Genomic DNA, 25733 nt, shown 5'->3' on the forward strand with positions numbered 1-25733 from the left:
GATATTGGCAGAAAGGCTGGAAAAAGGTCCATTTCAAAAAATCTAATGTACAAACTGCAACAGAAGAGCAAAAAGGGCAGAAATTCGTGCAATCTACTGTACAAAATACAATAGGCTGCGGTTCGAGCAGTTAAACCGTAAAATGATCAGGGTAACTATCCTCTTATCAGCCAATCTCAACGATCAGGACAACGTATGCTGCAGGTTATCGACAGCGCAGTCCTGCACATCATGCGAGTGGCGGCAGTAGAAGTTGATTTTACCGTTCTTCTGGACCGGCTCGCTGCCCAGGTAGTTCTTCATCATGTCGATATCATGCGAGACCATCAGGAAGGTCATATGATGATGGGCATGCATGTGCATGATCAGCTCGAAGAATCCGGCCTGGGTCTCGGCGTCAATGCCGACGGTAGGCTCATCCAGAATCAGAAGATCCGGGTGGTTGATCAGCGCACGGGCCAGGAAGACACGCTGCTGCTGGCCGCCGGACAGCTGGCCGACTCTTTTCTCGGCAATATCCTGAATCCGCATCACTTCAAGCGCATCCTCACACTGCCGGTGCTGGGCCTTCGAGACCCGCCGGATCAGATTCTTGTTGTTATACAGGCCGGACAATACGACCTCACGGACAGTTGCCGGAAACAGCGGGTTGAACGCATTCTTCTGCGGAACGTAGCCGATCCGCTCCCAGTCCTTGAACCTCCGCACCGGCTGGCCGAATAATTTGATTTCCCCGCTGGTGGCAGGCAGCAAGCCGACGATCATCTTAAGCAGCGTAGTCTTGCCCGCACCGTTAGAACCGAGGATACCGAGGAAATCACGTTCTTTTACCGTATAATTCAGATTCGAGATGACCTTCTGTTCCCCGTAGGAGAAGGACAAATCCTGTATTTCGATCATATGCTGATGGCAGTCCAGGGATACCGGTTGCATGTGAAGTACCGCCTTTCACTTATACTTTCCTTATTATTGTAAGGCTAGAATGAGATTTTGCAAATTTTTCTCCATTAAGGTGAAATAATTGTCCCCGTTCTTCTGCTGGGCCTCGGTCAGCCCTTCTACCGGATTCAGCACCATCGTGGATACACCGGTCTCACTTGCCAGTGTCTTAGCCAGCTTATCAGATACAAGCTCCTCGAAGAAAATATAACGGATGCCCTCTGCCTTAACCAGCGCCGCCAGCTTCACCAGATCCTGCCCGCGCGGCTCAGCGTCAGGTGACAGCCCCATAATCGCATGCTGCGACAGGCCGTAGTCACGTGCCAGATACGAGAAGGCCTGATGAGATACGACAATCTCCTTGCCCGGCAGCTTGCCCAGCTCTTCGGTGAACTTCAGATCCAGCGCGCTCAGGCGGTCCGCCAGCTTCTGGTAGCGCTCCTCATAGCCTTCAGTATGCGCAGGATCAACGGATTGAAGACTATCCTTGATATTCTTGGCCATTACAAGCGCCGATTTCGGGCTTACCCAGGTATGCGGGTCCGTGTGCAGGCTGTCGCCATGCCCGTCTGCTTCAGCCTCTTCACCTTCATGGCCGTGATCATGCCCATCGTCTTCATCCGTTGTAATCAGCTTCACCCCTTGGCTAACCTCTACAGCCTTAGTTTTACTGTCACGGTCAAGGCTCTTGAGGAAATTAGGTACCCAGCCCTCCAGCCCGGCTCCGTTATAGAGGAACAGCTGCGCCTTAGAGGTACTGATGATATCCTGGCTGCGCGGGGTCCAGTCATGCGGCTCTACCCCTACAGGAAGCAGGTTGATAACATTGGCATCTTCGCCGCCGATTTCGGCAGTGAATTCATATATAGGATAAAAAGTAGTTATAACGTTCACTTTTCCTTCCACAATGCTTCCGTTGCTCTTCGGTCCGCATGCGGCCAGCGACAGCGTAAGCAACAGGACAGCGGCGAGCAGCAGCCCTTTTTGCAAACTTTTTGTAACCATTTCTCTATCGACCCCTTAAATCGTAAAATTTACTATCAGAATTATAATAGTAATCGTTACGATAAGTCAACTCCGATCTACATTTCGTAGTCTGCAAGCTGCCTTCTACCCGGTTATCTTGGAGCAAAAAGAAGCAATCCCCGCTGCCTGTGGCCTGCGGAGATTGCTGTACGGTCATTATGCGGATGCTCTTGGCATCCTTATTTCACAATCGCTCCATTCGGCATGCTGTCCGGCACAGTTGCAATGGTCAGCTGCTCGCCCTTGGAAGCGGCCAGGATCATGCCCTGCGACAGCTCACCGCGCAGCTTCACCGGCTTCAGGTTCACAATGCAGATCACCTTGCGGCCCACCAATTCCTCCGGTGTGTAGAACTTTGCAATGCCGGATACCACTTGGCGCTGCTCATAACCAAGATCCAGCTGCAGCTTCAGCAGCTTATCCGCTTTCTTCACCGGCTCGCAGGCGATGACCTGGGCTACGCGCAGCTCTGCTTTGGCGAAATCGTCGATGCCGATTTCTTCCTTATGCTCCTCTTCCTCCGGATCGGCAGCCGCCGCCTCCGGAGTCACAGCAGCCGCTGCCGGCGCCGCCTCTGCAGCGGCCGGCTTCCCGGCTCCCATCGCTTCGGCGATGTACGCTACTTCCTGCGCCACATCCAGGCGCGGGAAGATCGGGTCGCCCTTCACCAGCTTAGTACCTGCTGGAATCAGGCCGAAGGACCTGCCGCTCTCCCAAGTGGTCAGCTCGCCCGGCTGAATGCCCAGCTGCTCCCAGATCTTCGCCGGAGCGCCGGTCAGGAACGGCTGGAGCAGAATGGATGCGGTGCGCAGTCCCTCGACCAGATGTCTCATCACCGAAGCCAGCTCCCCGCTGCGGCTCTCTTCCTTCGCGAGTACCCATGGCTGGGTCTCGTCAATGTATTTATTCGTCCGGCTGATCAACGCGCCGATCGCAGTCAGAGCTACGGAGAATTCCATCTTCTCCATCGCTTCTTCCACCTTGGCGTAAGTGCTCTGCACCATTGCCTCAAGGTCACCGTCAAATGCGGTAACCTGACCGGCATAAGCCGGAAGCTCGCCGCCGAAATATTTCTCCACCATCGCCCCCGTCCGGTTCAGCAGGTTACCGAGATCATTGGCCAGATCGTAGTTAATCCGGTCCACGAAGCTCTCCGGCGTGAAGGTTCCGTCCGAGCCGAAGGGAACCTCCCGCAGCAGATAATAGCGCAGGGCATCCAGACCGTAGCGGTCAATCAGCGTCACCGGATCAACCACATTGCCCTTGGATTTGGACATCTTGCCGTCCTTCATCAACAGCCAGCCATGTGCGAATACCTTCTTCGGCAGCGGTTCGCCGAGCGCCATCAGAATAATCGGCCAGTAGATCGTATGGAAGCGGACAATTTCCTTCCCGACGATGTGTACATCTGCAGGCCAGTACTTGTCATACAGACTACGGTCCTCGGAGCCGTAGCCAAGGGCCGTAATGTAGTTAGTAAGGGCATCGATCCATACATAGACTACATGCTTCTCGTCGCCTTTTACCTTAACGCCCCAGTCAAAAGTCGTACGGGATACAGCCAGATCCTCCAGACCCGGCTTGATGAAGTTGTTAATCATCTCGTTCTTACGGGATTCCGGCAGGATAAACTCCGGGTTCTCTTCGTAGAACTTCAGCAGGCGGTCAGCATACTTGCTCATGCGGAAGAAGTAGCTCTCCTCCTTGACCAGCTCCACCGGATGACCGCTGTCCGGACTTTTTCCTCCGGTAATCTTGCCGTCAGCATCTCGTTCAATATCCACCAGCTGGGTCTCGGTGTAGAAGGTCTCATCCGAAATACAGTACCAGCCTTCGTACTCCCCTTTGTAGATATCCCCCTGCTTCAGCAGGCGGTCAAAAATATCCGCAACCACCTTCTTGTGGCGCTCCTCCGTGGTACGGATGAAATCATCATTCGAGATGTCCAGCTTCTTCCACAGATCCTTAATGCCGACTACAATCCCGTCCACGAACTCCTGAGGGGTCTTCCCGGCCTTCCCGGCCTTCTCTTCAATCTTCTGCCCATGCTCGTCCGTTCCGGTCAGATAGCGCACCTCATAGCCGCGCAGCCGCTTGTAGCGGGCCATCGCATCACCGGCTACCGTAGAATACGCATGCCCGATATGCAGCTTGTCGCTCGGATAATAGATCGGTGTTGTCAGATAAAAGGTTTTGTTCTCACTCATTACTTCATCATCCCTTCGTTATCCCTAATCGTCCATTTCACACAAAAAACTCCCGCCCCTCTATGGGGCGAGAGTAAACTCACGCGATACCACCCAACATTCCCCGGCTCCTCACAGAGCGCAGGCTTCGTCAGTTCCTTAACGGAACTGTCCATTAACGCTGGAACACGCCGTGCGCTTACGCAGGCCCCGGCTTCAGGCCTTCTGCTCGAACACAGTTCCTCCCGGACCATATTCAATCTGGCGTCCCATACCGGCTCCCAGCAGCCCCGGCTCTCTGTAATGGTGTCCACATCTACTTATCCGTTCCTCGGAATATCACTTATTATTCAAAATATACCCATCCCGGCGGCCTGTGTCAAGTCGTATGCAGCGGCTTGTCCCCGGATGGCTGCTCTTTGCGCGGCGGCACCGGGTCAAGACCTCCCGGATGGAAGGGATGACAGCGGGCGATCCGCCTGGCAGCGAGCCATGAGCCCTTAAGCGGCCCATGGACCTCAATAGCCTCCAGCGCATAGGCCGAACAGGTCGGGTAGAACCGGCAGGTGGCGGGCTTTAGCGGCGAAATGAACTTGCGGTAGACCCGGATAGGGGCCTGTACCGTTCTTCGTAGGTTAGCCATATTCAGCGTCCCTCTTTGCTACGTGCGGCCCCGGCCGGCTCTTCTTCTCTTCCCTGCTCACAATCCTTGCAGTAGCCGAAGACCTCGAATTTATGCTTGACCACCCGGAACTGATCCGGCGGGTCGGTTAGATTCATCGGGCAGAATTGAATCGGGTACGTCTTCATACACTGCAGACAAATCATATGGTGATGATGGTGATCCTGACTGCAGCTTGCCTTGAATTTGACGCCTTCTTCAAATACAATCTGCTCCAGTACCCCCAGCTCCTCCATAACGCGCAGGTTACGGTAGACTGTATCGAAGCTCAGCCCGCTATACTTGCGGCCCATATGCTCATATACATCCTTCGCAGACAAATATCCCGTATTCTCGCCGAATAATTTGGCAAGCGTCTTGCGCTGATCGGTGATTCGCAGCCCCTGCCCCGACATGGCTTCCAGGATTTGATCTGTCGACAGCATTCGCTCATCTCCCATAACATTAGATCATTTGTGTTGCACTCTCTTTATAATGCCCCAAAAGCACTGCCCCGTCAATAAAGGTGCCTGTTGCCTCCCCGCATCCAGATACTTGCGGAAGAATACAAAACGGCAGCCGCCCCCTCAGGAGCGCTGCCGTTTGTATTGTAGAAGAAATTATTTTTTCGCCGGAAGCGGGGTGAATACAAAGTTAACGGGCAGGTTGCTGCCGGAAGCCACGGAGAACACAATCTCCACACGCCCTTCATATTCTCCGGTGCGGTAGATGACAGCATTCGTGTCTGAGGATAAGCCTAATACGCCCTTATTGGGCAGGTTCACCATTGTACCGTTTACGATCAACGGCCCCAGATAAGGACCCCCGCGCGGATTGAAGGTGATCAGCGTGTTTGCTGCAACACGATCCAATACGATTTTGTACAGTACCCCGAAGTTACCGGCGTTAGAAACATATGTTCCATTCATTGGATCCATGCCGTCCAGGTTTTTGTCCATTTTATTGTCGCCCAGAAGCAGCTTGCTTTGCGTGGTACCCACCAGATCGGTCACGTTCATGACGCGGGTAGAATCGGGGAAGGTTCCCCGGGTATGCACGCCGTCAATGTCAAGAACCGGCAGATAAGGCAGCTCGGCGACAGGATCTTTGCTCTGCTCCACCATAACTACATTATACTGAATCGGCAGATCACTGAACAGGTCTGCGCTCAGCGACATTACGTCTTTGGGCTTCATGGCGATTTTGTTCAGGTCTGTCATAATCGGAAGACTTTGCCCCGGCTGCAGGGTAATTTGCGATTGGGCCAAGCCGGTAACCATGGAATTGAAGTATTTCTCCATCGATACTTTTCCAGTATATTCCGGTGAGGTCACCGGTCCGGCAATCCCTAGATATTGGATGTTAATAGTTGTCGGATACAGGTTGTTATTCGTTGCAATCACATAGAGCTTCTGTCTGGTAGCCATATTGTTCATATGATGCACCAGGAAGCGCGTATTGCCCACTGAACTCTCCCGGTACAGTACACCTTCCGTCTGAACGGTCTCCGGGCTGTTACTGCGGATCAGGGTGTAGCCTTCGGACGACAACGTATACGGTAGGTTAGGGAGCGCCGGAATCATCCCGCCGTCCAAACTGATGATATCCCCCGGAATGGTGAACAGCTTCGTTACTTCATCCTGTGTATAGAGTTGTTCATTGGTGATTGTAATCATCTTCTCAAAAGTACTGCTAAGACCGTGCTTGTCCGTAACCGTCAGCTGAATGGACAGCGGTCCCGGGGTGAAGTACGCCAGGGAACGATTGTTCCAGGTTGCGGTCAGCTCTTCATTCTCAGGATCATAGCTGGTATCGGTCAGGACTACCGGCTCACCCATTTTGTATTCTTCTTTATCTGTTGTGAATTGGGCTACTGGCGGCTGATTAGGCTGCAGTACCTGAATGGTTACCGGATAAGGGTCACTCCACATGTTGTTGGCATCCCGTACCGAATACATAACCGTATAGAAGCCCGGCTGATCATAGATATCCTGCTTGTTGTCGCTCCAACGTTCTTCAACAATCGGCGTACCGTTCGGGGAAGAGCTGTAGGTTACATAATTCACAGTAGTCTCACCAGCATAGATTTCTTTGGGCTGAACTGTGAAGGAGGCAGTCGGCTTCGTATTCAGCGTAAGAATAACCCGCTTCTGCACATTGTCCACGGTATAAGGAATATTAAGTGCATAGGTAATGGACGTTAACGGAATCATGAAGGTGCCTTTGAACTGGTAAGCCGGTCCCTTCATAGTGAACTTGGTACCATTGACGGTATAGATTTTGCTGTCGGTCTTGAACCGCATAATGCTGGTACCCTTGGTCACAATGACCTCTTTGGTTTTGGCGTCATAGGTAAAGGCAACGCCGACCATTTCCACCATTGCGCGGATCGATACGTAGGAGACGCCGTTCTTGACTGCCATCGGCTGATTGGCGGTGTAAGGCGTTCCGTTTCTGAACATCTTGTTGCTGTTCATCATCAGAATAAGCTGGCCTGCCCCTGCAGCAGAAGTAGTAGTCATGCTTGGGGTTACAGGCGTATCCGTTAACGGAGTAGCCGTAGGCATAACGGCATCAGTCGGCACAGTACCGTCCACAGGAGCAGCTGTTGCGCCTGGAACCTCAGTAGCAGCCGGAGCTGGAGTCTCTGTTATTGCTGGAATGCCTTGAACCGGTGATGCTGTAGGAACAGGTGTTGGTGTGGGTACCACTGTACCTGCAGGCGGTTCAGTCATTAACGGAGGCAACGGGTCTGTTGACTCAGGCTGAAGCTGTGTTTCAGAAGTATCCACCGCTGCGGCAACATGGCCTGTTACGGTTTGTGTGCTGACTGGAGCTGCAAAAGCCGGAACGGCTGCTGCTAATTGTGATACAGCTAATACTGTTACCAAGAACATTTTCCTAAAATTCATTGTACGACTCCTTCTGCTCCCATTGTAGTGTATAAGGCAGTATATTCAATGCTTTCTGTCCACCTTATAATCCCCGCAAAAACGCAACCGCCCTCTTCAGGACGGCAGCATATTTTGCCACGTTCATTTTACAAAACATAGTATTAGACGCAAGCAACGGAGAAAAGTTTCATTCTGTGTAAAGAAAGATCTATATAAATCCAATTAGCTCCATTATTAATGGGTGCCCCCACCTGTCACCAGAAGAGTATAATAGTAGCAGACTTCATGTGAAAGGAGTATTTAAGCTGAAATGAATCCATCTGAAGGGTTATACAAACTTATCGACGCCCGCTGTGTTAATCCGGCTGGATCTGAATCTGAAATACATAAGTCAGACAGGCATACCCTCCTCATAGGAATTAAAGGCAGCGGCGAAGTCGAAGCTAAAGGCTATTGCTCTGAATTTGGTTCTTGCGATGTACTGCTGCTGCTCCCTGATACACCGTGGCGCTTGTTAGGGAAGGAGAAGAACTCTCTGGAATACTGCTGTTTTACCTTTGATGTATATACTATGGACGGACAGCATACGCTTCAGCGCGGAGAGCTGGAGGCCGATATTTTCCCGCCTGCCCATTGGTCTGAAGCGTTAACTAAGACTGACCTGATCTGCTCTTGCTGGCAGGGCAGCAGCTGGGACAGAATGGAGTCATCTATCCGTTTCCAGGAATTGCTGCTTCATTTATGGAGACCAGACAGTCCGGAGAATAAGCATCGCACTCCCTCAACTGCAATAATTGACCAGTCCAAAGCCTATATAGACAGTCATTTCGGGCAGCCCATGACCAGAGAAAAGCTTGCCGAAATGACAGGAATGAGCGTCGCCCATTATTCCCGGCTGTTCAAAAAACAGGTGGGCCGGAGCCCGATGGAATATCTGAATTCTGTCCGCATTCGTCATGCGGGTGATTTGTTGCTCCGCTCTGAAATGACGCTCCGTGACACAGCGCACCATGTAGGCTATCAGGATGAGTTCTATTTCAGCCGTAAATTCAAATCAGCCATTGGCATTTCACCATCTGTATATGTTAAAAAACACCGTATGTCCACTCGAATTGCCTCCATGGCCCATCCCTATACCTCTCATTTGCTGGCATTAGGTTTAACGCCTTATGCGGCATTGATTAATAATTCACGCGGATCTGCCTATAGCTTGAATAACGTTATCAGCTTGGGGCATGATCAGCCCGACCTCGGTAGACTGGCAAATGCCCGGCCGGAGCTGATTATCAGCTTCGAACATTCAGATTATGCGGAACCAGACAAAGCAGGCTTGTTCCCCCATATTGCCCCAACGTGTACCGTACCATTTGAAGGGGATTGGCGTGAGCATCTCCGGATAATTGCGAGAGCGGTGAACCGTCTGGAGATCGCCCGGCAGTGGCTTGAGGCGTACGAAGAGCTGGCTGAGAGTCTTCGGCTCAGTGTCAGAGAAAAGCTGGAGGACGAAAAAGTTGCTGTGGCGCAATATGAGAACGGGTGCTTCCGCCTGTTCGGCAACCGTAACTTGGGTACCGTGCTGTATAAAGATCTGCAGCTTGAGAGACCCCGGCAATTACTGAATGTAGAGCATTCCATTCTTCTTACTCCAGATCAGCTTTCGGAATGCAGCATTGACCATCTGATTCTGTTTACATCGGGTAACTCCGCACAGCGTGATTTGATCCATCGTTCGCTAGCTTCACAAGAAGTATGGAGGGAGTTAAATGCCGTACGAAAAGGAAACGTCTACGAGGCCGCTGATTCAAGTCTCTATTCCTGTTACACCTCGATGGCCCACGATTTATTTCTGCGCCGTTCAAGCGATTTGCTCCTGAGCCATATGTCCAGGCGATGAGCATTTTTGTCCATGGCACCCACCTATGCCACTCCTTATAATTAAATTGTGATAATGATTATCAAAATCAATTGCGAAAGGTGTGTGGCTTGTGTTTCCTTGTACTCGAAAATTCAAACACAAATTTAGCCGTGGAGTCATCGGCCTGCTTGGAGTAATAATGCTGGGGCTAGTCGTTGGATGCAGCAACAGCGGGAATAATGGAGGTTCGGCGGTTGCCGGTTCCACCTCTCCAGTACCTGCCAAGACGACTGAAAATACGGATACCCGTATCATCTCAACCATTAAGGGAGATATAGAAATTCCGGCACATCCGAAAAAGGTTGCGGGCATGCTTTATGTTTTTGCTGACCATCTGCTGGCACTTGGAATTGAACCTCATGCAATGGTTACATACAACGATTTGGGATTCCCCCAATACCTGTCAGACCAAATGAAGGATACTATCGTTATTGGCTCAGGAGAAGCACCTAACTTGGAAGCACTGCTCGAAGCGGAGCCGGATCTCATTCTTGCTTCTAAGACACTGAACGAAGCGAACTATGAGCAGCTATCAAGGATTGCGCCAACGATACTTTTCGACAATGAAAATGAAGATGATTGGACCCGATTCCGGCAAACGGCAGAAATCTTCGGAAAAGAAACTGTGGCTGATCAGGTCCACGCCGATTATGAATCAAAGATAGCTGCGGTAAGGAACGAATTGGCTGCCACTGCTGCCACTGAGACTGTCGCCTATATGCGAATACAGGACAAGCAATTGCAGCTGATTCAACCGGGAGATAATTTTACGCTCTTCGGCCCTCTGGGACTAACCCCCGCTTCCACAGAAGGTATAGATTTCAAGGACTCATGGAATGTAGCCATCTCCGAAGAAGTACTTCCCGAGCTGAATCCTGACCGTATGTTCATCATTCTTCGCCCAGGTGACAGTAATCAGACGGCTCTGGATAATATTATGAGTACTTCAATCTGGGCCAACCTTACAGCTGTCAAGAACAAACATGTGTATATCGGTGATGCAAATCTGTGGTTTGCCGGCTATGGCCCAATCGGACTAAGCAAGGTTATCGATGAAATCTCGAATGCCTACCTGCCGGAATCGTGAGGGACGAGCCATGACTCCCGCTCCAGACAGCCTGCTCATACGAACGATACGCGACAGAAGAACCATACAGGAATTTAATGGAATGCCCATTGCCCGGAGCACACTGCTCAACTTGCTGGACAATGCGGTATGGGCACCTTTTCATTCCAAAAAAGAGCCTTGGCGATTCATCCTGTTCACAGGGGAGGGCCGGACAATATTTGCCGACGCTATTCTGAAGACACGCCCGGAAGCATTCGTTCAACAATTCGGTGCACAGATACATGATACGTATTGCAGGCGGATTCCGGTCCACCTCATCGTGATCATGCATAGCGCCCTTCCTCCAAAAGCCTGGGAGGAGGCCCTGGCAGCAACTGCCGCTCTGATTCAGAACATTCAGCTGCTGGCCTGGGAACAAGGAATCGGCGTGGTATGGAAGACCACTGCTTTTAATGAAGATTCCTCATTTCGGTCAGCAGCTGGTGTAACTCCTAACGAGAAAATCGTTGGCACCTTGCATATGGGATATTTCGATCCCGAAGACAAGCCTGCTCCAAAACCGCGTACTGCTGCTGTAGACTTGCTGACAGTTATAGAAGGCAATCATTCGGATAATTGTTGACAAGAGATCGTGGCCGGTTCCTGCTTAAAAAAAACAGAGGGCTGTCCCGCAAGGCCATTTCACGGCTTTGCGGGACAGCCCTAATTACTGAAAAAGCAGACTTACTGTGCTTCAGCCGTCCTGAACCTGCTGCGGTATTCTTTGGGGGTCATTCCCGTCTGCTTCAAGAACACCTTGGTGAAATAACGGCGCTCCTGATAACCGACGCCCGAGCTGATGGCCGTGATGCTCTTATCACTGCTGGCGAGCATGAATTTGGCAGCTTCAATCCGCTGCTGGGTGACATATTCCACGAAGGTCACCCCGAAGCGGTTCTTGAACAGGAGGCAGAAATAACTGCTGCTGATGCCAATCGTATTCGCCACCTCATCAATGCCGAGATCCGCATGAAGGCGTTCCGTAATGAACTGTGCGGCCTGGTTCATCAGCTGCTCCGCTGTTTTTTTGGCAGGCTCATCAGCCACAGGCACTTCCTGAAACAACGGGATGCTGTTGTACAACTTATCCTTATACTGCCTGCTGCGAATCCGCGAACCGATCTCCCGCACCTTGTCGCCAAGCTCCCCGTAATGAATCGGCTTGCAGATATACTCCTTCACACCCAGCCGGATGGCTTCACGCGCATAATCGAATTCCTGGTAGCCGCTGAGCAGCAGCACCTCACTCGTAAGCCCCATCTCCCGCAGCTTGCCGATGAATGTCAGCCCATCCATGACCGGCATACGGATATCACAGAGCACCAGATCGGGTGGACAGTCCTCGGCTATGCGCAGCGCCTCCATCCCGCTGCGGGCCATCCCCGCAACCTCCATCCCCATGTCCTGCCAGGGCAGCACAGTGTTGAGATTGCTCAGAATAGGCGCTTCATCGTCAACCAATAATACTTTTAGCATAATGGCCTTCCCCCTGCCCGTATTTCGGAATGACGCACTGGATGATCGTTCCTTCCCCAGGACTTGCACATATGAAAATCCCATATCTGTCGCCGTATTCGATCCGTATCCGGTCCGCAACACTTCGTACCCCTAGCCCTCGCCGCTCCAGATGAATGCCCTGCCCAGGCTTGCCTTCCGGCTGCTGCTCTGCCGCGTCATTCACCATGTATTGAAACATCGATAGCTGAGACGGGGTCATCCCGATTCCGTTATCCTGTATCCGCAGCACCAGATTGCCTTGGGTCTCCCACACCTTGACACTCACGAGACCCTTATACCCGATCCCCTCAAAACCATGCTGAATACTGTTCTCCACCAGCGGCTGGAGCGTAAGCTTCAGAATCCCGCAGCCCATCAGCTCTGGCGGAATTTCAAGCTCATAATCGAACAGATCCTCGAACCGGAACTTCTGGATATCCAGATAATTGCGCAGATGCTTAACCTCTTCCTCCAGCGTAATCTCATCCCTGTCCTGAATGCTGATCCGCAGAATACTCGCCAGCCGGTAGACCATCTCACTGACCTTGCGGCCTTCATTCTGCACAGCCAGCACATTGATTGATTCCAGGGTATTGAACAAAAAATGCGGCTTGATCTGGGCCTGCAGCACACGCATTTCCGCCTGATTCTTGCGCTGCTGCTCCACATGAACCCGGCTGAACAATGTATTGATTTTGTCCATCAGATCATTGAAGCCTCTGGCCAGCAGCGTCATCTCGTCGTTGCCCTTCTCCTCGACACGGGTAGTAAGGTCACCGTCCTCCACCCGGCGCATGAAGCGCACGATCACAGCAATCCCGCCTGTAATCCGGTTCATGAAGAACAGATTGAAGATGACAGCACCCAGGAGGCACAGGAACATCACTACGACGAACCAGCGGGCAAACACCGTCACCTCATGAGACAAAGTATCCCAAGAAGTGATGGAGACCAGACTCCAGGGATACTCCTTGAGATGGTAGACCGACAGAATGCTTTTCTCGCCGCCGAACTGTGTCTTGAAGCTCTGAAAGCCGGGCTTAAACGTAATCTCCTTCGTGGTGAAGCCGCAGAAATCCTGCCCGTCCAGCTGCCTGTCCGGGTCCAGCAGAATCATCCCGGCATCGTTAACCAGCATGAAAGACACCTTCTGGTCGGTCCCGCCAATCTTAAGATTGCGAAAAATCGACTCGAACTCCCAGTTCTTGATCTGCACCACCAGAATGCCGATATTCTGAAAGAAGCTAAGCTCCTTAATCAGCCGGATTTGCGTAAATACAGCCTCCGTCCCGGTCAGCTCAGGGTACTCATGCGGGGCCAGCCATTTCGGAACCCCGTTCAGCTTCATGACCTCCTGGTACAGCTCGCTGCCTTTGAACTTATCATAGGGCAGGGTGCGGAAGTTCTCCTTGTTGAAGACCGAGACGATCTCTGAGCTGCCTTTACCGTTGAAATTATACAGGAAAGCATAGCTGATTGATGGATGATTATAGAGCAGACTGCGGAAATTGCGCTGGCTGGCATTCAGGCTGAGCTGCTCGGCATCGGTTAAATCCTGCTTGGAGGGATCATCCGCACTGAGCGCCATATGAAAGACCGAAGTGGCAATTCCGTTGTCAGTCACATTGTCCATATCCTTGAACACATTAGAAATGCTGTAGCTGATCGCTTTGAGCGAATATTCGGACTGCTGGCTGTATTTCTTCTCAATCGAATTATAAGTCACGAAGAACATAATCATGCCAAGAATAAACAGCGGAATGATAATCAGGCCTAAGAATGCCGTAAACAATTTGTAGCGCAGATTCATCGGCTGTTGCTCCTGACATGATTGATATTATCCTTTTACACTGCCTGCGGTGACGCCTTCAATAATCTTCTCTTGCAGAACCGCATAAATCACTATAACCGGAACCACACTGTAGACAATCCCCGCCGACATCTGTGCGTAATTCATCTGATACTGATCGCGGAACTGGACCATCCCCACCGGGAGCGTACGCAGCTCGTCATTGGAGAGAAAATAGTTGGCCAGCAGGAACTCATTCCAATTTCCCAGGAAATTAACAATGAATACCGTAACCATCGCCGGAACTGTCAAAGGTACAATAATTCTAGCAAATATACCCGGGGCCTTCAAGCCATCCATGACCGCCGCTTCTTCAATTTCACTGGGCAGCGAACGCATGAAGGCCGCCAGAATAATGATCGTGAACGGGATCGCATTAGCAATGTAAGGAATAATCAGCGCCCAGTGGGTATTGAGAATATGCAGCTTGCGGACAATCGTATAGATGGGCAGCATCAGCGCATTATTCGGAATCAGCATCCCGATCAGAACCAGCGAGAAGAGGATGCCGTTCCACTTCCCCTGACGCATCCGCGTGACCGCGAAGGCGAACATAGACGCCAGCAGAATAGACACTACAGAGGCCAGAACCGAAATATATAAGCTATTGAAAAAATAAGTGCTGATCTTGGCATTTACCCACGCTTCCACATAGTTGGACCATTCGAAGCTCTTCGGAATGCCGAAGGGGTTGAGGGCAATCGCATTATTATCCTTCTTCACCGAAGAGAAAAGGACAAAGAGGAACGGAAACAGCACAATCACCAGATACCCCAGCAGGGCGATGTGCGGCAGACTTTTTTTCAGCGGGCGCGGCATCAGTATTCAATCCTTTCCGTACGGCGGGCAAACACCAGCTGGTAGAGGGCGGTTACCACGAGTGTGAACAAGAAGATCAGAACAGCGATCGTATTGCCGTACCCGTATTTGAAGTTGGTAATCGCATACTTAATCATATAGGTGGCCATCACCTCGGTTGAACCCGCAGGACCGCCCTTGGTCATAACAATGACGATATCGGCAGCCTTCATCGCTCCGGCAATGGAGAGCATAATCACCACCGAGATGATCGGTACGATCAGCGGCAGAGTGATGCGTGTAGCCCGCTGGAACCCTGTAGCGCCATCGATGGCCGCTGCTTCATCCAGCTCACCGGGAATGGAGAGAATCGCCGCCAGTACCATTACAATGTAGAATCCGGTCCACTGCCAAGCGTTCGTAATCAGAATTGACAGCATGGCGAAGCGCTCATCCGACAGCCAGTAGACCGGCTCAATGCCGACAAGGCCAAGCACTTTGTTGAACAAGCCAATATTCGGCTCATAGATGAAGCCCCAGAGAATCCCGATAACCGCGGTAGACATAATGGATGGCATGAATACCGCCGTCTTGTACAGTCCCTTCAGCTTCTTCACATTCGCAATCAGTAAGGAGAAGAACACAATCAGCGGCACCTGTATGCCTACGGAGAAGAGAATGAACCACCCGTTATTTTTCACAGAAATCCAGAAGCGTTCATCTCCCAGCGCTTTCTTGAAGTTGTCCACTCCGGCATATTTGACCGTCTCGGATACACCGTTCCAGCTGGTGAAGCTATAGTAGATTGAGCTGAAGATGGGATAGATGAAGAACATTACGAACAGCACCAGTGCCGGAATAACGAACAGAATGAACACCAGAGGATTTCTCAGTGCCTTATTCATAGCTACCTCCATATTGCTTTCTTTTGAAAAATGCACCCTGGAGCAAGCACCAGGGCACATACAGTTCACCGTTTCTTATTCCACCGCTGCATTAGCCTCTTCCTGTATCTTCTGAAGCGCTTCGCCCATCTTCTCAGGAGTCGTCTGCCCGCCGATCAGGCTCTGAATCTGGATATTACTGATTTCAGTGGTGACATCCGCCTGCACCAGCGAATCAAAGGCCGGGAAGGACGACTGGGAGCTATTCAATACCGCGACAATCTCACTCATCAGATCATCCGTAATGTTCTTGTTCAGCACAGCCTGATCGATCTTCATGGCTGGCAGGACTCCGTCCTCTACCAGACCGCGCAGCTGCATCTCTTCATTGAACATATTCTTAATGAAGGATTTCACTGCTGCAAGCTGCCGCTCATCTTCACCCGCCGAAGCGGAGAAGCCATAACCATTGTTCACATCGCGCATCAGCGCCGTCTGATCCCCCACTCCGCCTTCAACAGCCGGAATATTGAAGAAGCCGACCTTGCCGATTAGACCTTCGCCGGATTGGCCGGCTTTGAACACGGAAGACTTCCAGGTCCCGTCATACATCAGGATGGCTTCACCGCTGGTGAACTGGGTCGTATATTCAGCATATTCGAAGCCCAGCTCTCCCTTCTTGAAGTAGCCTTTATCCACCCATTCCTTATATTTCGCCAAGCCCTTGATAACATTCGGATCATTCCACTTCGCTTCACCGGTAGCGAACTTCGCGGTCACATCCGGTCCGGCATAACGGGACCAGAGATGGTTGGCCAGCATCAGCGGTACCCAGCCTGCTTTGGAGGCACCGGCCATCGGCACTTTACCATCTGCTTTAATATCAGCCAGTTGCTTCTCCAGTTCGGCGAAGGTTGTCGGAGCCTTCCAGCCCTTGCTGGTATAGTATTCTTTATTATAGAAGAACCCCTCTCCGGAGCCACCGATCGGCAGACCGTAAATCTTACCTTCATAGGTGAACGGGTCCAGATTAGAGAATTTGTCTTTGATGCCTAATTCATCAAGGATCGGGGTCAGGTCCAGCAGCTTGCCTTCTTTGGCATAGATCTTGGAGTCCGGGCTGCCGAACAGGTCGAAGATCTCCGGAGGGTTACCGGCCGCCATTTCACCGCGCAGCTTCTCCTTACGGTTCACATCCGAATCTACTCCATCAAGCTTGAAGGTCAGTCCAGGCACATCCGCCTGCACCTTGCCCACCACATCCTCCAGAATAGCCAGTCGTTTCTGTTTGTCCGCTCCAACCTGGGTATGACGGATCGTCATTTCAAAAGGCTCAGCATTAGCCGGTTCTTCCGTTGCGGTAGCATTGGTAGCAGCAGCCTCATTCGTTGCAGCAGGCTCTGTCGTCGGAGACGCATTATTCTTGTTGCCTCCACAGCCAGCCAGCAGCGCCGAGCTAACGAACATCAGGGACAACAGCAGTGTTAGACTTTTTCTCATTACGGGTGACCCTCCCTATTTCATGATTTCCCTTACAACTCTAATTATAGAAAATCACATTTGTAATCGTAAGGTTAAGATTTATCTTTAATAGGGATAAAATCCTCTAATGGAAGCGGATTCAGTCAGGTTTCCTGACATAGAAAAAAGCGAAACTCCTCAGAATAGAAGCTTCGCTTTCGATAATTAATATATGCAATTAGACCAATGCGGTCTGCATACGGCCTTCTTCAATCAGCCGGTATGCACGCTGCACTTCTTCATCGGAAGGTGACTCTACCCCTTCAAGCTCATAGGGACGGCCAAGCTCCTTCCATTTGTAGATGCCCATTACGTGATAAGGCAGGATTTCGAACTTCTCTACTCCATTAAGCGTTCCAATAAAGCGTCCAAGGTTCTGCAAATCCTCTTCCTTATTGTGAATGCCGGGAACATAGACATGGCGAATCCACATTTTACGGTTATTATCGGATAACCAGCGGGCCAGCTTCAAGGTACGGTCGTTGGACTTACCGGTCAGCTTGATATGCGCTTCATCATCAATATGCTTCAGATCCAAAAGTACCAGGTCGGTAACATCCAGCAGGTCGCTGATTTTCGATCCATCATTATAGCCGTTGGTATCAAGCGTGGTATGCAGATTCCAGCGTTTCTTCACCTCGGTGAACAGTTGCTTCACGAAATGCGCCTGGAGGGTTGGTTCACCGCCGGATACGGTCAGGCCGCCGCCGGACGTTTTATAATAATTCAGGTAAGGCTCAATTTCCGCCAGTACTTCCTCGACGGTCATTTCCTTGCCTTCATTGAGTTCCCATGTGTCCGGGTTGTGGCAGTATTGACACTTGAGCAGGCAGCCCTGCATAAAAAGCACGAAGCGGATACCCGGGCCATCCACCGTTCCAAACGTCTCCAAAGAGTGGATATGTCCTTTAAGCATGAGATGTCATCCTTTCGAAAAAAACTTAAAATTTTAACCACTTTCAGACAAGAGTGTACCGCCCTCTTGCAAGGGCGGCAGCTCTTTGATTGATTTCAGTTCTTGTAGAACAAGAATGCTTCTTACATGGAATCGTGGAATGTACGGTTGATAACATCCATCTGTTGTTCACGGGTCAGCTTGATGAAGTTAACAGCATAGCCGGATACGCGAATGGTCAACTGTGGATAGTTCTCTGGGTGATCCATAGCGTCAAGCAGCTGCTCACGGTTAAATACGTTAACGTTCAAGTGCTGAGCGTTATTGTGGAAATATCCGTCCATCATGAAGACCAGGTTGGACTTACGGGAATCTTCGTCTTTACCCAGCGCCTTAGGAACGATGGAGAAGGTATTCGAGATACCATCCTGTGCATCGGAGTAAGGAAGTTTGGCAACAGAGTTCAGGGATGCCAGGGCGCCCTTCTTGTCGCGTCCGTGCATTGGGTTAGCACCAGGAGCGAATGGTTCACCTTTTTTACGTCCGTCAGGAGTAGTACCAGTCTTTTTACCATAAACAACGTTTGAAGTGATAGTCAGTACCGATTGAGTCGGCACAGCATCACGATACGTTTTGTTTTTGCGGATCATCGACATGAAGGTTTCAACCAGTTCAACAGCAATGCCGTCAACAGCGTCGTCGTTGTTACCGTAGCAAGGGAATTCACCCTCAGTTTCAAAGTCGATAGCAATGCCTTCTTCGTTGCGGATTGGCTTAACCTTAGCGTATTTGATTGCGCTCAGGGAGTCAGCAGCAACGGACAGTCCGGCAATACCGCAAGCCATAGTACGCAGAATGTCGCGGTCATGCAACGCCATTTCGATACGTTCGTAGGAATATTTGTCATGCATATAGTGAATGATGTTCAGCGTATTGACATAAGTCTTAGCCAGCCATTCCATCATTGGTTTGAAGCGTTTCATTACTTCATCATAATCCAGGTATTCAGAAGTGATCGCAGGATATTCAGGACCTACCTGAGCACCGGATTTCTCATCTTTACCGCCATTGATCGCATATAGCAGAGCCTTAGCCAGGTTGGCACGGGCACCGAAGAACTGCATTTGCTTACCGATACGCATTGGGGATACGCAGCAGGCAATCGCATAATCTTCACCCCAGTATGGACGCATTACATCATCGTTCTCATATTGGATAGCGCTGGTCTCAATAGATACCTTAGCACAATATTTTTTGAAGCCTTCAGGAAGCTTCTCGGACCACAGTACAGTCAGGTTTGGTTCTGGAGCAGGTCCCAGATTGTACAGGGTATGCAGGAAGCGGAAGCTGTTCTTGGTTACGCGGGTTGTGCCGTCTTCAGCCATACCACCGATGGATTCTGTAACCCAAGTTGGGTCGCCGGAGAACAGGTCGTTATAGTCAGGCGTACGCAGGAATTTCACGATACGCAGCTTCATTACGAAATGGTCAACGATTTCTTGAGCTTGCTCTTCTGTCAGAGTACCTTCTTCAACGTCGCGTTGAACATAGATATCAAGGAAGGAAGATACGCGTCCAAGGGACATAGCCGCACCATTCTGTTCTTTAACAGCTGCCAGATAACCGAAGTATACCCATTGTGTAGCTTCTTTGAAGTTCGTAGCCGGTTTGGAAATATCCATACCATGAGCTGCAGCCATTTGTTTCAGTTCGCCCAGAGCACGCATTTGCTCGGACAGCTCTTCACGCAGACGGATAACATCTTCTGTCATGGAGTCTACTTCAAGCTCAGTCAGTTGCTGCTTCTTGTCTTTAATCAGGAAATCAATACCATACAGAGCAATACGGCGATAGTCGCCGATGATACGTCCGCGGCCATAAGCATCAGGAAGGCCTGTGATTACGCCCGATTTACGCACAGCTCTCATATCTGGTGTATATGCATCAAATACGCCTTGGTTATGCGTTTTGCGGATGTTCGTGAACATGTCAACGATATTCTGCGGAAGCTCGAAGCCGTATGCCTTAGTAGCATCGATCATCATCTTGATACCGCCGAACGGCTGAATGGAACGTCTGAAAGGCGCGTCAGTCTGAACGCCGACAATCTGTTCCTTGTCCTTGTCAATGTAGCCAGGAGCGTGGGAAGTGATGGTGGAGACAGTATCGAGGGATACATCCCATACGCCGCCTCTTTCTCTTTCTTCCTTGCTCAGCTGGGAGATAATCTTCCACAGTTCAGTTGTATTGCTGGTAGGTCCAACCAGGAAATCTTCAGTTCCTTCATAAGGCTTGATGTTCTTGGCAATAAAGTTGTTAACGTCAACTTTCTTGGCCCAGACACCTTTTGTGAAATTTCTCCAACCCGATTTTGCTTCTAATACTTCTTTTTCAATCACCGACATGCTAAATCCCTCCATTTATATTTATTATATTTGTAGAGATCGCGGGCTTGAAGGTTAATCCCGTGTCTCGTGATCCCGAGGCTAATAGTTGTTATAAAATTCACAATCACATCTTCATAACGGGGATCGTTGTCTATATAAACATTTTAGTTTATTTTCTGAAAAAGGACTGTGACAAATATCACTCTTTCGGTGATATTTGTCACTTCCATCCAGTCCCATATTAACCTTTAACCTTATTCTTTGCCAGGCAACCGTTAATTAGTTATCGAATTTGCCGTAGAATGCGTTGCGGTATACATCAGCAAGCTCGGAGACCAGCGGCATTTTAGGATTGGCAGTAGTACATTGGTCTTCAAATGCACGGTCAGCCAGATAGTCAACACGGGATTCGAAGTCCTTAGGATCGAAACCAAGAGCCGAGAAGGATTCTTCGATACCGAGTTTTTTGTTCATGTCGCGGATTGCATTGATTAGGCTCGTTACGCCTTCTTCGGTAGTGCGTGCAGGCAATCCCAGAATACGGGCGATTTCTGCGTACCGTTCGTCAGCTACAAAGTGCGAATATTTAGGGAACGAAGCGAACTTCGTAGGTTTCTTGGCATTGTAACGGATAACATGCGGCATCAGGATCGCATTGGTACGGCCGTGCGCGGTGTGATACTGTCCGCCCCATTTGTGTGCCAAGCTGTGGTTAATCCCCAGGAATGCGTTGGCAAAGGCCATACCGGCAAGCGTCGAAGCATTGTGCATTTTCTCACGGGCCAGCTTGTCACCTTGCAGTGCGGATTTCTCCAGCCACTGGAACACCAGTTGGATGGCTTTGATTGCCAGACCATCGGTATAGTCACTGGCCATTACAGATACATAAGCTTCGATAGCATGTGTCAATACGTCCATTCCTGTATCGGCAACTGCAGTCTTAGGCAAGCTGTAGACAAACTCAGGGTCAATAATTGCTACGTCTGGAGTCAGCTCATAGTCAGCGAGCGGATACTTGGTATTATTGCCTGTTGTCTTGTCTGTGATAACTGCGAACGATGTTACTTCAGAACCTGTACCCGAAGTGGTTGGAATGGCAACGAATTTCGCTTTGTTGCCGAGCTTAGGGAATTTGTATACCCGTTTGCGGATATCCATGAATTTCTGTTTCAGGCCGTTGAAGTCTGCATCCGGATGTTCGTAGAACAGCCACATGCCCTTGGCAGCATCCATTGGGGAACCACCGCCGAGTGCGATGATGCAGTCCGGCTGGAATCTGTTCATCATAGCTGTACCTTTTTCTACAGTAGTAGTCGATGGATCCGGTTCAACTTCCGAGAACACCTCGATCGCTACAGGAGTCTGGCGCTGACGCAGATAGTGCTCAACTCTTTCAACATACCCCAGTTTAACCATTACAGGGTCAGTGATGATAGCAACGCGTGTGATATCAGGCATTTTGGCCAGGTACTGAGTGGCTCCCTTTTCGAAGTAAATCTTGTCAGGTACTTTAAACCATTGCATATTCACGGTACGACGATTCACCCTTTTCACGTTGATCAGATTGATTGCAGTGACGTTCTGCGATACCGAGTTGCGTCCGTAAGATCCGCAGCCCAGTGTCAATGAAGGGATATTAGTGTTGTAAATGTCGCCGATTGCGCCGTGAGTCGATGGCGAGTTGACGAGAATACGTCCGGTCTGCAGACGGTTGGAGAACTTCATGATTACTTCTTCGTTGTTGGAATGGATAGCCGAGCTGTGGCCCATGCCGCCAAATTCAACGATTTGAGCTGCGCGCTCGATACCCTGGTCAGCATTCTTCACTTTGTAGCAAGCCAGAACCGGGCTCAGCTTCTCAGCGGACAATGGATATTTAGTACCTACACCTTCAAGCTCAGCTACCAGGATCTTCGTTCCGGCAGGAACCTGAATGCCGCACATTTCAGCGATCTTCACAGCGGATTGGCCAACGATAGCCGGGTTAACTGCACATTTCTCTACGTTCATTGCGCCGCTGGTCAGTTTAGCTGCTTCTTCTTTGTTCACAAAGTAACAGCCGTTTGCAATCATTTTCTTTTTCACTTGATCGAAGATGGCTTCTTCAATGATAACTGCCTGCTCGGAAGCACAGATCATACCATTATCAAAAGTCTTCGACAGGATAAGGTCTGTTACAGCCTGATCAATATCAGCACTCTTCTCAATGAAGGCAGGCACGTTACCAGGACCTACGCCGAGTGCCGGCTTGCCGCAGCTGTAAGCTGCCTTGACCATTGCCGATCCGCCGGTTGCCAGAATCAGTGCAACGTCCGGATTGTTCATCAGTGCGTTTGTTTTGTCCATCGTAGGAAGCTCAATCCATTGGATGAAGTTCTCAGGTGCGCCTGCTGCTACGCCTGCATCATGCAGAATTTTGGCTGCTGCCGCACTGCACTCTTGCGCTGACGGGTGGAAACCGAATATAATAGGGTTACGTGTCTTAGCGGAAATCAAAGCTTTAAACATCGTGGTGGATGTTGGATTGGTTACCGGTGTGATACCCATAATGATTCCGACTGGTTCAGCAATCTTCTGGAAGCTGTCATAAGCGTTATCCTCAATAACGCCTACAGTCTTGTCGTACTTAATACCGTGCCAGATATATTCAGTGGAGAAGATGTTCTTTGTAATTTTGTCTTCGTATACTCCGCGTCCTGTTTCTTCAACAGCCAGTTTTGCCAGGTACATATGCTTGTCGAGTCCGGCCAGCGCCATTGCATGAACGATTGTGTTTGTCTGCTCTTGATCCAGGCCCATGAATGCTTCGTGGGCTTTCTTTGCTTTATCCACCAAAACCTGAATATACTCTTCAGCGGTGGTTTGTTTCACTTGGGCGGCGACTTCGTTTTTAACTGCCATCTCCCTCGTCCTCCTGTCAATTTTTAGGTTGTTTCTTTCTATACATTTATCTTAGCACATCCTTTTCACCTTGTATAGTGAAATCTTTCACAAAGTTTAAAGTTTTTTTTGAGTTGTTTTCAAAGCGCTTTCATTCGATCATTTACCGGTATTTCTTCCACATTATATGTAATATTTAATTAATATTTGTCTATTCTGCGAACGCAATACGATAGTCTGCAGCGTTGATAGCCCATCTTGCCTTGCAATGCCGGTTGGGCTTCGGGAATTTTGCTCATGAATGCCAAGCCTCCACTTCGGTTCATCCGTCGCTCTTCTACAGACTCACTCTGACGGTGAATATAAATATAAATTTCTGCCAAGTGGAAACGGCTTTGCCGTCCTTTTAAAGGGCGGTAAATTACCCTGCGGGTGAACGCATGCTAATGCCTCTCTCACCGTCCGCTTTTAAGGAGCAGTAATGTTGCAGTTTTTGCAGGATTTCTATATACCTTTTACGGGTTGCAAGTACAATGTTGCATTATTTGCACAAATTTCGGTGTTTAGAGCACGTTAGCGCTGAATTTGTTGCAGTTCGTGCAGGATTTCAGCATAGAACGCTTCTTTGGGGCAGTAATGTTGCACTTTTGGCAGGATTCCTCTTAAAATGTTATTGGCATAATTTCCTGAAAGGAAAAAAAGGAGACAGCATCTCTGCTGCCCCCCTTATTCATCTCTTCCCCTAAGTCTAGAAAGAGACATCCCAGGCTACTCCACCTTAATGGTATCGAAAAATTTCTTCTGTACGGTTGCGGCTGCTGCATCAAGCTGGGCCTTGGAGTCCGTGCCTTCCTTGGCGAACAGCTCCTGAATGACATTGGACATGGTTGCATAGTAGTCCTGGGTATTGTACTGCGCCTCAGGCTTGCCGTCGAGCAGAGCCATAATATCTGTATTGTATTGATATACAATATCAGAGTATTTGTCATACACTGCTTTGGTCTTCTTGCCGAAGTCGGAATCGGCAGCATAGTAATCAAGAAGCGGCGGAATGAAGTATTTGCCGTCCGCCTTGCGCTGCTGCAGAATGGCATCGAGCGCTTCCAGACCTTTATCCGAGAAATAGTCGAAGGTAATATAACGGAAGGCCATCTCCTGCTCATCCTTGCTGGCATTAGGGTTGATGACCAGATAGTCGCCGCCGAGAACACCGGTATGCTTGCCGCCCTTCTCAGCCGCAGGCATTGGATAGGTCAGCACATCCTCAGGCTTGAACCCGCCCTGGTTAAGCGCCTGTTCAATGACTCCGTCAGATCCGGCCATTACCATCGCGGTACGGCCCTGCTGGAAGGCACCTACAGCATCGCCCCAGCCGAGCGCCCAATCCTGGGGAACCGCTTTGGCTTCCCATCTCAGCTTTTTATAGAAGTCCAGCGCTTTAACACCAGCTTCGGAATTGAAGGTGGCCACCACCTTGCCGCCCTCAATCTTCTGAATCTCACCGCCTGCTTCGAACAGGAAGTTGGTCCAGTTCCAGCCGGCTTCGTTGCCTTTGCCCATCGGGGCAATCCCGGAGATGCCTTTCTTGGGATCGGCCACTCCTTTGGCTGTGTTCAGCATGTCGTCCCAGGTCCAATCCATTGGAGGGACGGCTACACCTTTGTCATCCAGCATCTTCTTGTTGATCATTGTTGTAGTGACGTAACCCTTTTGTGTAACCCCATACACCTTGCCGTCAATAATGAACTGGTTCTGCAGCACAGGATTGATCTGATCCTTGAACTCATAGTTGTTCCACAGATCGGTGATGTCGGCAACCCAGCCCTTCTCAATCAGGAATTTGGCTTCGGTGGCATACGTGTTGAAGAAGGTCGGCGCTTCATTCGCTGCCATCTTCACCCCGATCTCGCTTACATTATACTGCCAGTCGTCCTTGACGATCTCCACGTTCGGATAGACTTCCTGGAACCGCTTGATTTTGTCATCCTCCTGCGCTCTCACCTCGGTCAGGTCCGGCGTAGGATAGTGGATTTTGATTGTTACCTTTCTCTGGGTGATATCGTCAGCCGGTGCTGCAGACGGAGTGGCTGACTCTTCCGCCGCCTGGGTTGCTGCTGGTGCAGGTGTCGCTTCTCCCCCGTCAGCCGCCGGCTTGTTGCCGTTATTATTGCCGCCGCAAGCGGACAATAAGGTCCCCGTGACCAGGAGACAGGCGAATACGCTGGAAACTTTACGCATGGTAACTCCCCTTTTCCATATCATAATGAGCTTACAAATTCATCTTAAAAGAGAA

18 protein-coding genes are annotated in these 25733 nt (G+C 50.2%); 3 read left to right on the forward strand and 15 right to left on the reverse strand.

Translation table 11 applies throughout. From position 1 onward, the window contains the following. Positions 1–183: 183 nt before the first annotated feature. From J2Z70_RS07705 to J2Z70_RS07730, 6 genes are all read right to left on the reverse strand, one after another. A complete protein-coding gene (locus tag J2Z70_RS07705) occupies positions 184–933 on the reverse strand; it encodes a metal ABC transporter ATP-binding protein (RefSeq protein ID WP_036731897.1) in 750 nt (249 codons plus the stop codon). A 33-nt stretch (positions 934–966) separates the two neighbouring features. Further along, positions 967–1944: a metal ABC transporter solute-binding protein, Zn/Mn family gene (locus J2Z70_RS07710; protein ID WP_209871188.1), complete on the reverse strand. Its 978-nt coding sequence runs from the start codon at positions 1942–1944 to the stop codon at positions 967–969. A 200-nt stretch (positions 1945–2144) separates the two neighbouring features. Beyond that, entirely contained in the window at positions 2145–4172 is a 2028-nt protein-coding gene (gene metG, locus J2Z70_RS07715) for a methionine--tRNA ligase (protein WP_209871191.1), read from the reverse strand. A gap of 358 nt (positions 4173–4530) precedes the next feature. Then, positions 4531–4794 carry a membrane protein insertion efficiency factor YidD gene (gene yidD, locus J2Z70_RS07720; RefSeq protein WP_036698448.1) on the reverse strand — a complete coding sequence of 88 codons (264 nt, stop codon included), beginning with the start codon at positions 4792–4794 and terminating at the stop codon, positions 4531–4533. Positions 4795–4796: 2 nt separating this feature from the next. Then, the gene (locus J2Z70_RS07725) at positions 4797–5258 is read right to left on the reverse strand and encodes a Fur family transcriptional regulator (RefSeq protein ID WP_036731890.1); all 462 of its coding nucleotides are present in this window, start codon (positions 5256–5258) and stop codon (positions 4797–4799) included. A gap of 174 nt (positions 5259–5432) precedes the next feature. Further along, positions 5433–7709, reverse strand: a complete 2277-nt coding sequence (locus J2Z70_RS07730; RefSeq protein WP_342593000.1) for a copper amine oxidase N-terminal domain-containing protein — start codon at positions 7707–7709, stop codon at positions 5433–5435. 307 nt (positions 7710–8016) lie between these two features. Here J2Z70_RS07730 and J2Z70_RS07735 point away from each other — a divergent pair, with 307 nt between their 5' ends. The 3 genes from J2Z70_RS07735 (at position 8017) to J2Z70_RS07745 (ending at position 11312) form a co-directional block, all read left to right on the forward strand. Continuing rightward, on the forward strand, positions 8017–9600 hold the full coding sequence (locus J2Z70_RS07735) for a helix-turn-helix domain-containing protein (protein WP_209871195.1): 1584 nt from the start codon (positions 8017–8019) through the stop codon (positions 9598–9600). Positions 9601–9760: 160 nt separating this feature from the next. Further along, the gene (locus J2Z70_RS07740) at positions 9761–10708 is read left to right on the forward strand and encodes an ABC transporter substrate-binding protein (RefSeq protein ID WP_209871199.1); all 948 of its coding nucleotides are present in this window, start codon (positions 9761–9763) and stop codon (positions 10706–10708) included. A gap of 10 nt (positions 10709–10718) precedes the next feature. Continuing rightward, the gene (locus J2Z70_RS07745; protein ID WP_209871202.1) at positions 10719–11312 is read left to right on the forward strand and encodes a nitroreductase family protein; all 594 of its coding nucleotides are present in this window, start codon (positions 10719–10721) and stop codon (positions 11310–11312) included. A 101-nt stretch (positions 11313–11413) separates the two neighbouring features. Here the strand turns inward: J2Z70_RS07745 and J2Z70_RS07750 are convergent, their stop codons facing one another. The 9 genes from J2Z70_RS07750 to J2Z70_RS07790 form a co-directional block, all read right to left on the reverse strand. Further along, positions 11414–12205: a response regulator transcription factor gene (locus J2Z70_RS07750; protein ID WP_209871205.1), complete on the reverse strand. Its 792-nt coding sequence runs from the start codon at positions 12203–12205 to the stop codon at positions 11414–11416. Then, on the reverse strand, positions 12183–14036 hold the full coding sequence (locus J2Z70_RS07755; protein WP_209871208.1) for a cache domain-containing sensor histidine kinase: 1854 nt from the start codon (positions 14034–14036) through the stop codon (positions 12183–12185). The genes J2Z70_RS07750 and J2Z70_RS07755 overlap by 23 nt, the downstream gene beginning before the upstream one ends. Before the next feature lie 27 nt (positions 14037–14063). Continuing rightward, on the reverse strand, positions 14064–14894 hold the full coding sequence (locus J2Z70_RS07760; protein ID WP_209871210.1) for a carbohydrate ABC transporter permease: 831 nt from the start codon (positions 14892–14894) through the stop codon (positions 14064–14066). Next, positions 14894–15778 carry a carbohydrate ABC transporter permease gene (locus J2Z70_RS07765; RefSeq protein ID WP_036731879.1) on the reverse strand — a complete coding sequence of 295 codons (885 nt, stop codon included), beginning with the start codon at positions 15776–15778 and terminating at the stop codon, positions 14894–14896. Before J2Z70_RS07765 ends, J2Z70_RS07760 begins: the two co-directional genes overlap by 1 nt. 75 nt (positions 15779–15853) lie before the next feature. Further along, on the reverse strand, positions 15854–17257 hold the full coding sequence (locus J2Z70_RS07770) for an ABC transporter substrate-binding protein (RefSeq protein ID WP_209871213.1): 1404 nt from the start codon (positions 17255–17257) through the stop codon (positions 15854–15856). A 199-nt stretch (positions 17258–17456) separates the two neighbouring features. Further along, positions 17457–18194, reverse strand: coding sequence for a pyruvate formate-lyase-activating protein (pflA, locus tag J2Z70_RS07775; protein ID WP_036731876.1), 738 nt, complete (start codon positions 18192–18194; stop codon positions 17457–17459). A gap of 122 nt (positions 18195–18316) precedes the next feature. Further along, positions 18317–20578 carry a formate C-acetyltransferase gene (gene pflB / locus J2Z70_RS07780; RefSeq protein WP_209871216.1) on the reverse strand — a complete coding sequence of 754 codons (2262 nt, stop codon included), beginning with the start codon at positions 20576–20578 and terminating at the stop codon, positions 18317–18319. A 261-nt stretch (positions 20579–20839) separates the two neighbouring features. Then, positions 20840–23461, reverse strand: coding sequence for a bifunctional acetaldehyde-CoA/alcohol dehydrogenase (gene adhE / locus J2Z70_RS07785; protein WP_036731873.1), 2622 nt, complete (start codon positions 23459–23461; stop codon positions 20840–20842). A 747-nt stretch (positions 23462–24208) separates the two neighbouring features. Then, positions 24209–25678, reverse strand: coding sequence for an ABC transporter substrate-binding protein (locus tag J2Z70_RS07790; protein WP_036731872.1), 1470 nt, complete (start codon positions 25676–25678; stop codon positions 24209–24211). Positions 25679–25733: the final 55 nt, after the last annotated feature.

The organism is Paenibacillus silagei, assembly GCF_017874735.1.
Lineage (GTDB): Bacteria > Bacillota > Bacilli > Paenibacillales > Paenibacillaceae > Paenibacillus_AQ > Paenibacillus_AQ silagei.

What these genes read in the sequence shown, in the direction of transcription:
- J2Z70_RS07735 (WP_209871195.1), top strand. Translation starts at nt 8,017, where the DNA reads ATGAATCCATCTGAAGGGTTATACAAACTTATCGACGCCCGCTGTGTT.
- J2Z70_RS07755 (WP_209871208.1), bottom strand. Translation starts at nt 14,036, where the DNA reads ATGAATCTGCGCTACAAATTGTTTACGGCATTCTTAGGCCTGATTATC.
- pflB (WP_209871216.1), bottom strand. Translation starts at nt 20,578, where the DNA reads ATGTCGGTGATTGAAAAAGAAGTATTAGAAGCAAAATCGGGTTGGAGA.
- J2Z70_RS07765 (WP_036731879.1), bottom strand. Translation starts at nt 15,778, where the DNA reads ATGAATAAGGCACTGAGAAATCCTCTGGTGTTCATTCTGTTCGTTATT.
- J2Z70_RS07730 (WP_342593000.1), bottom strand. Translation starts at nt 7,709, where the DNA reads ATGTTCTTGGTAACAGTATTAGCTGTATCACAATTAGCAGCAGCCGTT.
- pflA (WP_036731876.1), bottom strand. Translation starts at nt 18,194, where the DNA reads ATGCTTAAAGGACATATCCACTCTTTGGAGACGTTTGGAACGGTGGAT.
- J2Z70_RS07790 (WP_036731872.1), bottom strand. Translation starts at nt 25,678, where the DNA reads ATGCGTAAAGTTTCCAGCGTATTCGCCTGTCTCCTGGTCACGGGGACC.
- J2Z70_RS07710 (WP_209871188.1), bottom strand. Translation starts at nt 1,944, where the DNA reads ATGGTTACAAAAAGTTTGCAAAAAGGGCTGCTGCTCGCCGCTGTCCTG.
- adhE (WP_036731873.1), bottom strand. Translation starts at nt 23,461, where the DNA reads ATGGCAGTTAAAAACGAAGTCGCCGCCCAAGTGAAACAAACCACCGCT.
- J2Z70_RS07750 (WP_209871205.1), bottom strand. Translation starts at nt 12,205, where the DNA reads ATGCTAAAAGTATTATTGGTTGACGATGAAGCGCCTATTCTGAGCAAT.
- J2Z70_RS07745 (WP_209871202.1), top strand. Translation starts at nt 10,719, where the DNA reads ATGACTCCCGCTCCAGACAGCCTGCTCATACGAACGATACGCGACAGA.
- J2Z70_RS07725 (WP_036731890.1), bottom strand. Translation starts at nt 5,258, where the DNA reads ATGCTGTCGACAGATCAAATCCTGGAAGCCATGTCGGGGCAGGGGCTG.
- J2Z70_RS07760 (WP_209871210.1), bottom strand. Translation starts at nt 14,894, where the DNA reads ATGCCGCGCCCGCTGAAAAAAAGTCTGCCGCACATCGCCCTGCTGGGG.
- J2Z70_RS07705 (WP_036731897.1), bottom strand. Translation starts at nt 933, where the DNA reads ATGCAACCGGTATCCCTGGACTGCCATCAGCATATGATCGAAATACAG.
- J2Z70_RS07740 (WP_209871199.1), top strand. Translation starts at nt 9,761, where the DNA reads ATGCTGGGGCTAGTCGTTGGATGCAGCAACAGCGGGAATAATGGAGGT.
- metG (WP_209871191.1), bottom strand. Translation starts at nt 4,172, where the DNA reads ATGAGTGAGAACAAAACCTTTTATCTGACAACACCGATCTATTATCCG.
- yidD (WP_036698448.1), bottom strand. Translation starts at nt 4,794, where the DNA reads ATGGCTAACCTACGAAGAACGGTACAGGCCCCTATCCGGGTCTACCGC.
- J2Z70_RS07770 (WP_209871213.1), bottom strand. Translation starts at nt 17,257, where the DNA reads ATGAGAAAAAGTCTAACACTGCTGTTGTCCCTGATGTTCGTTAGCTCG.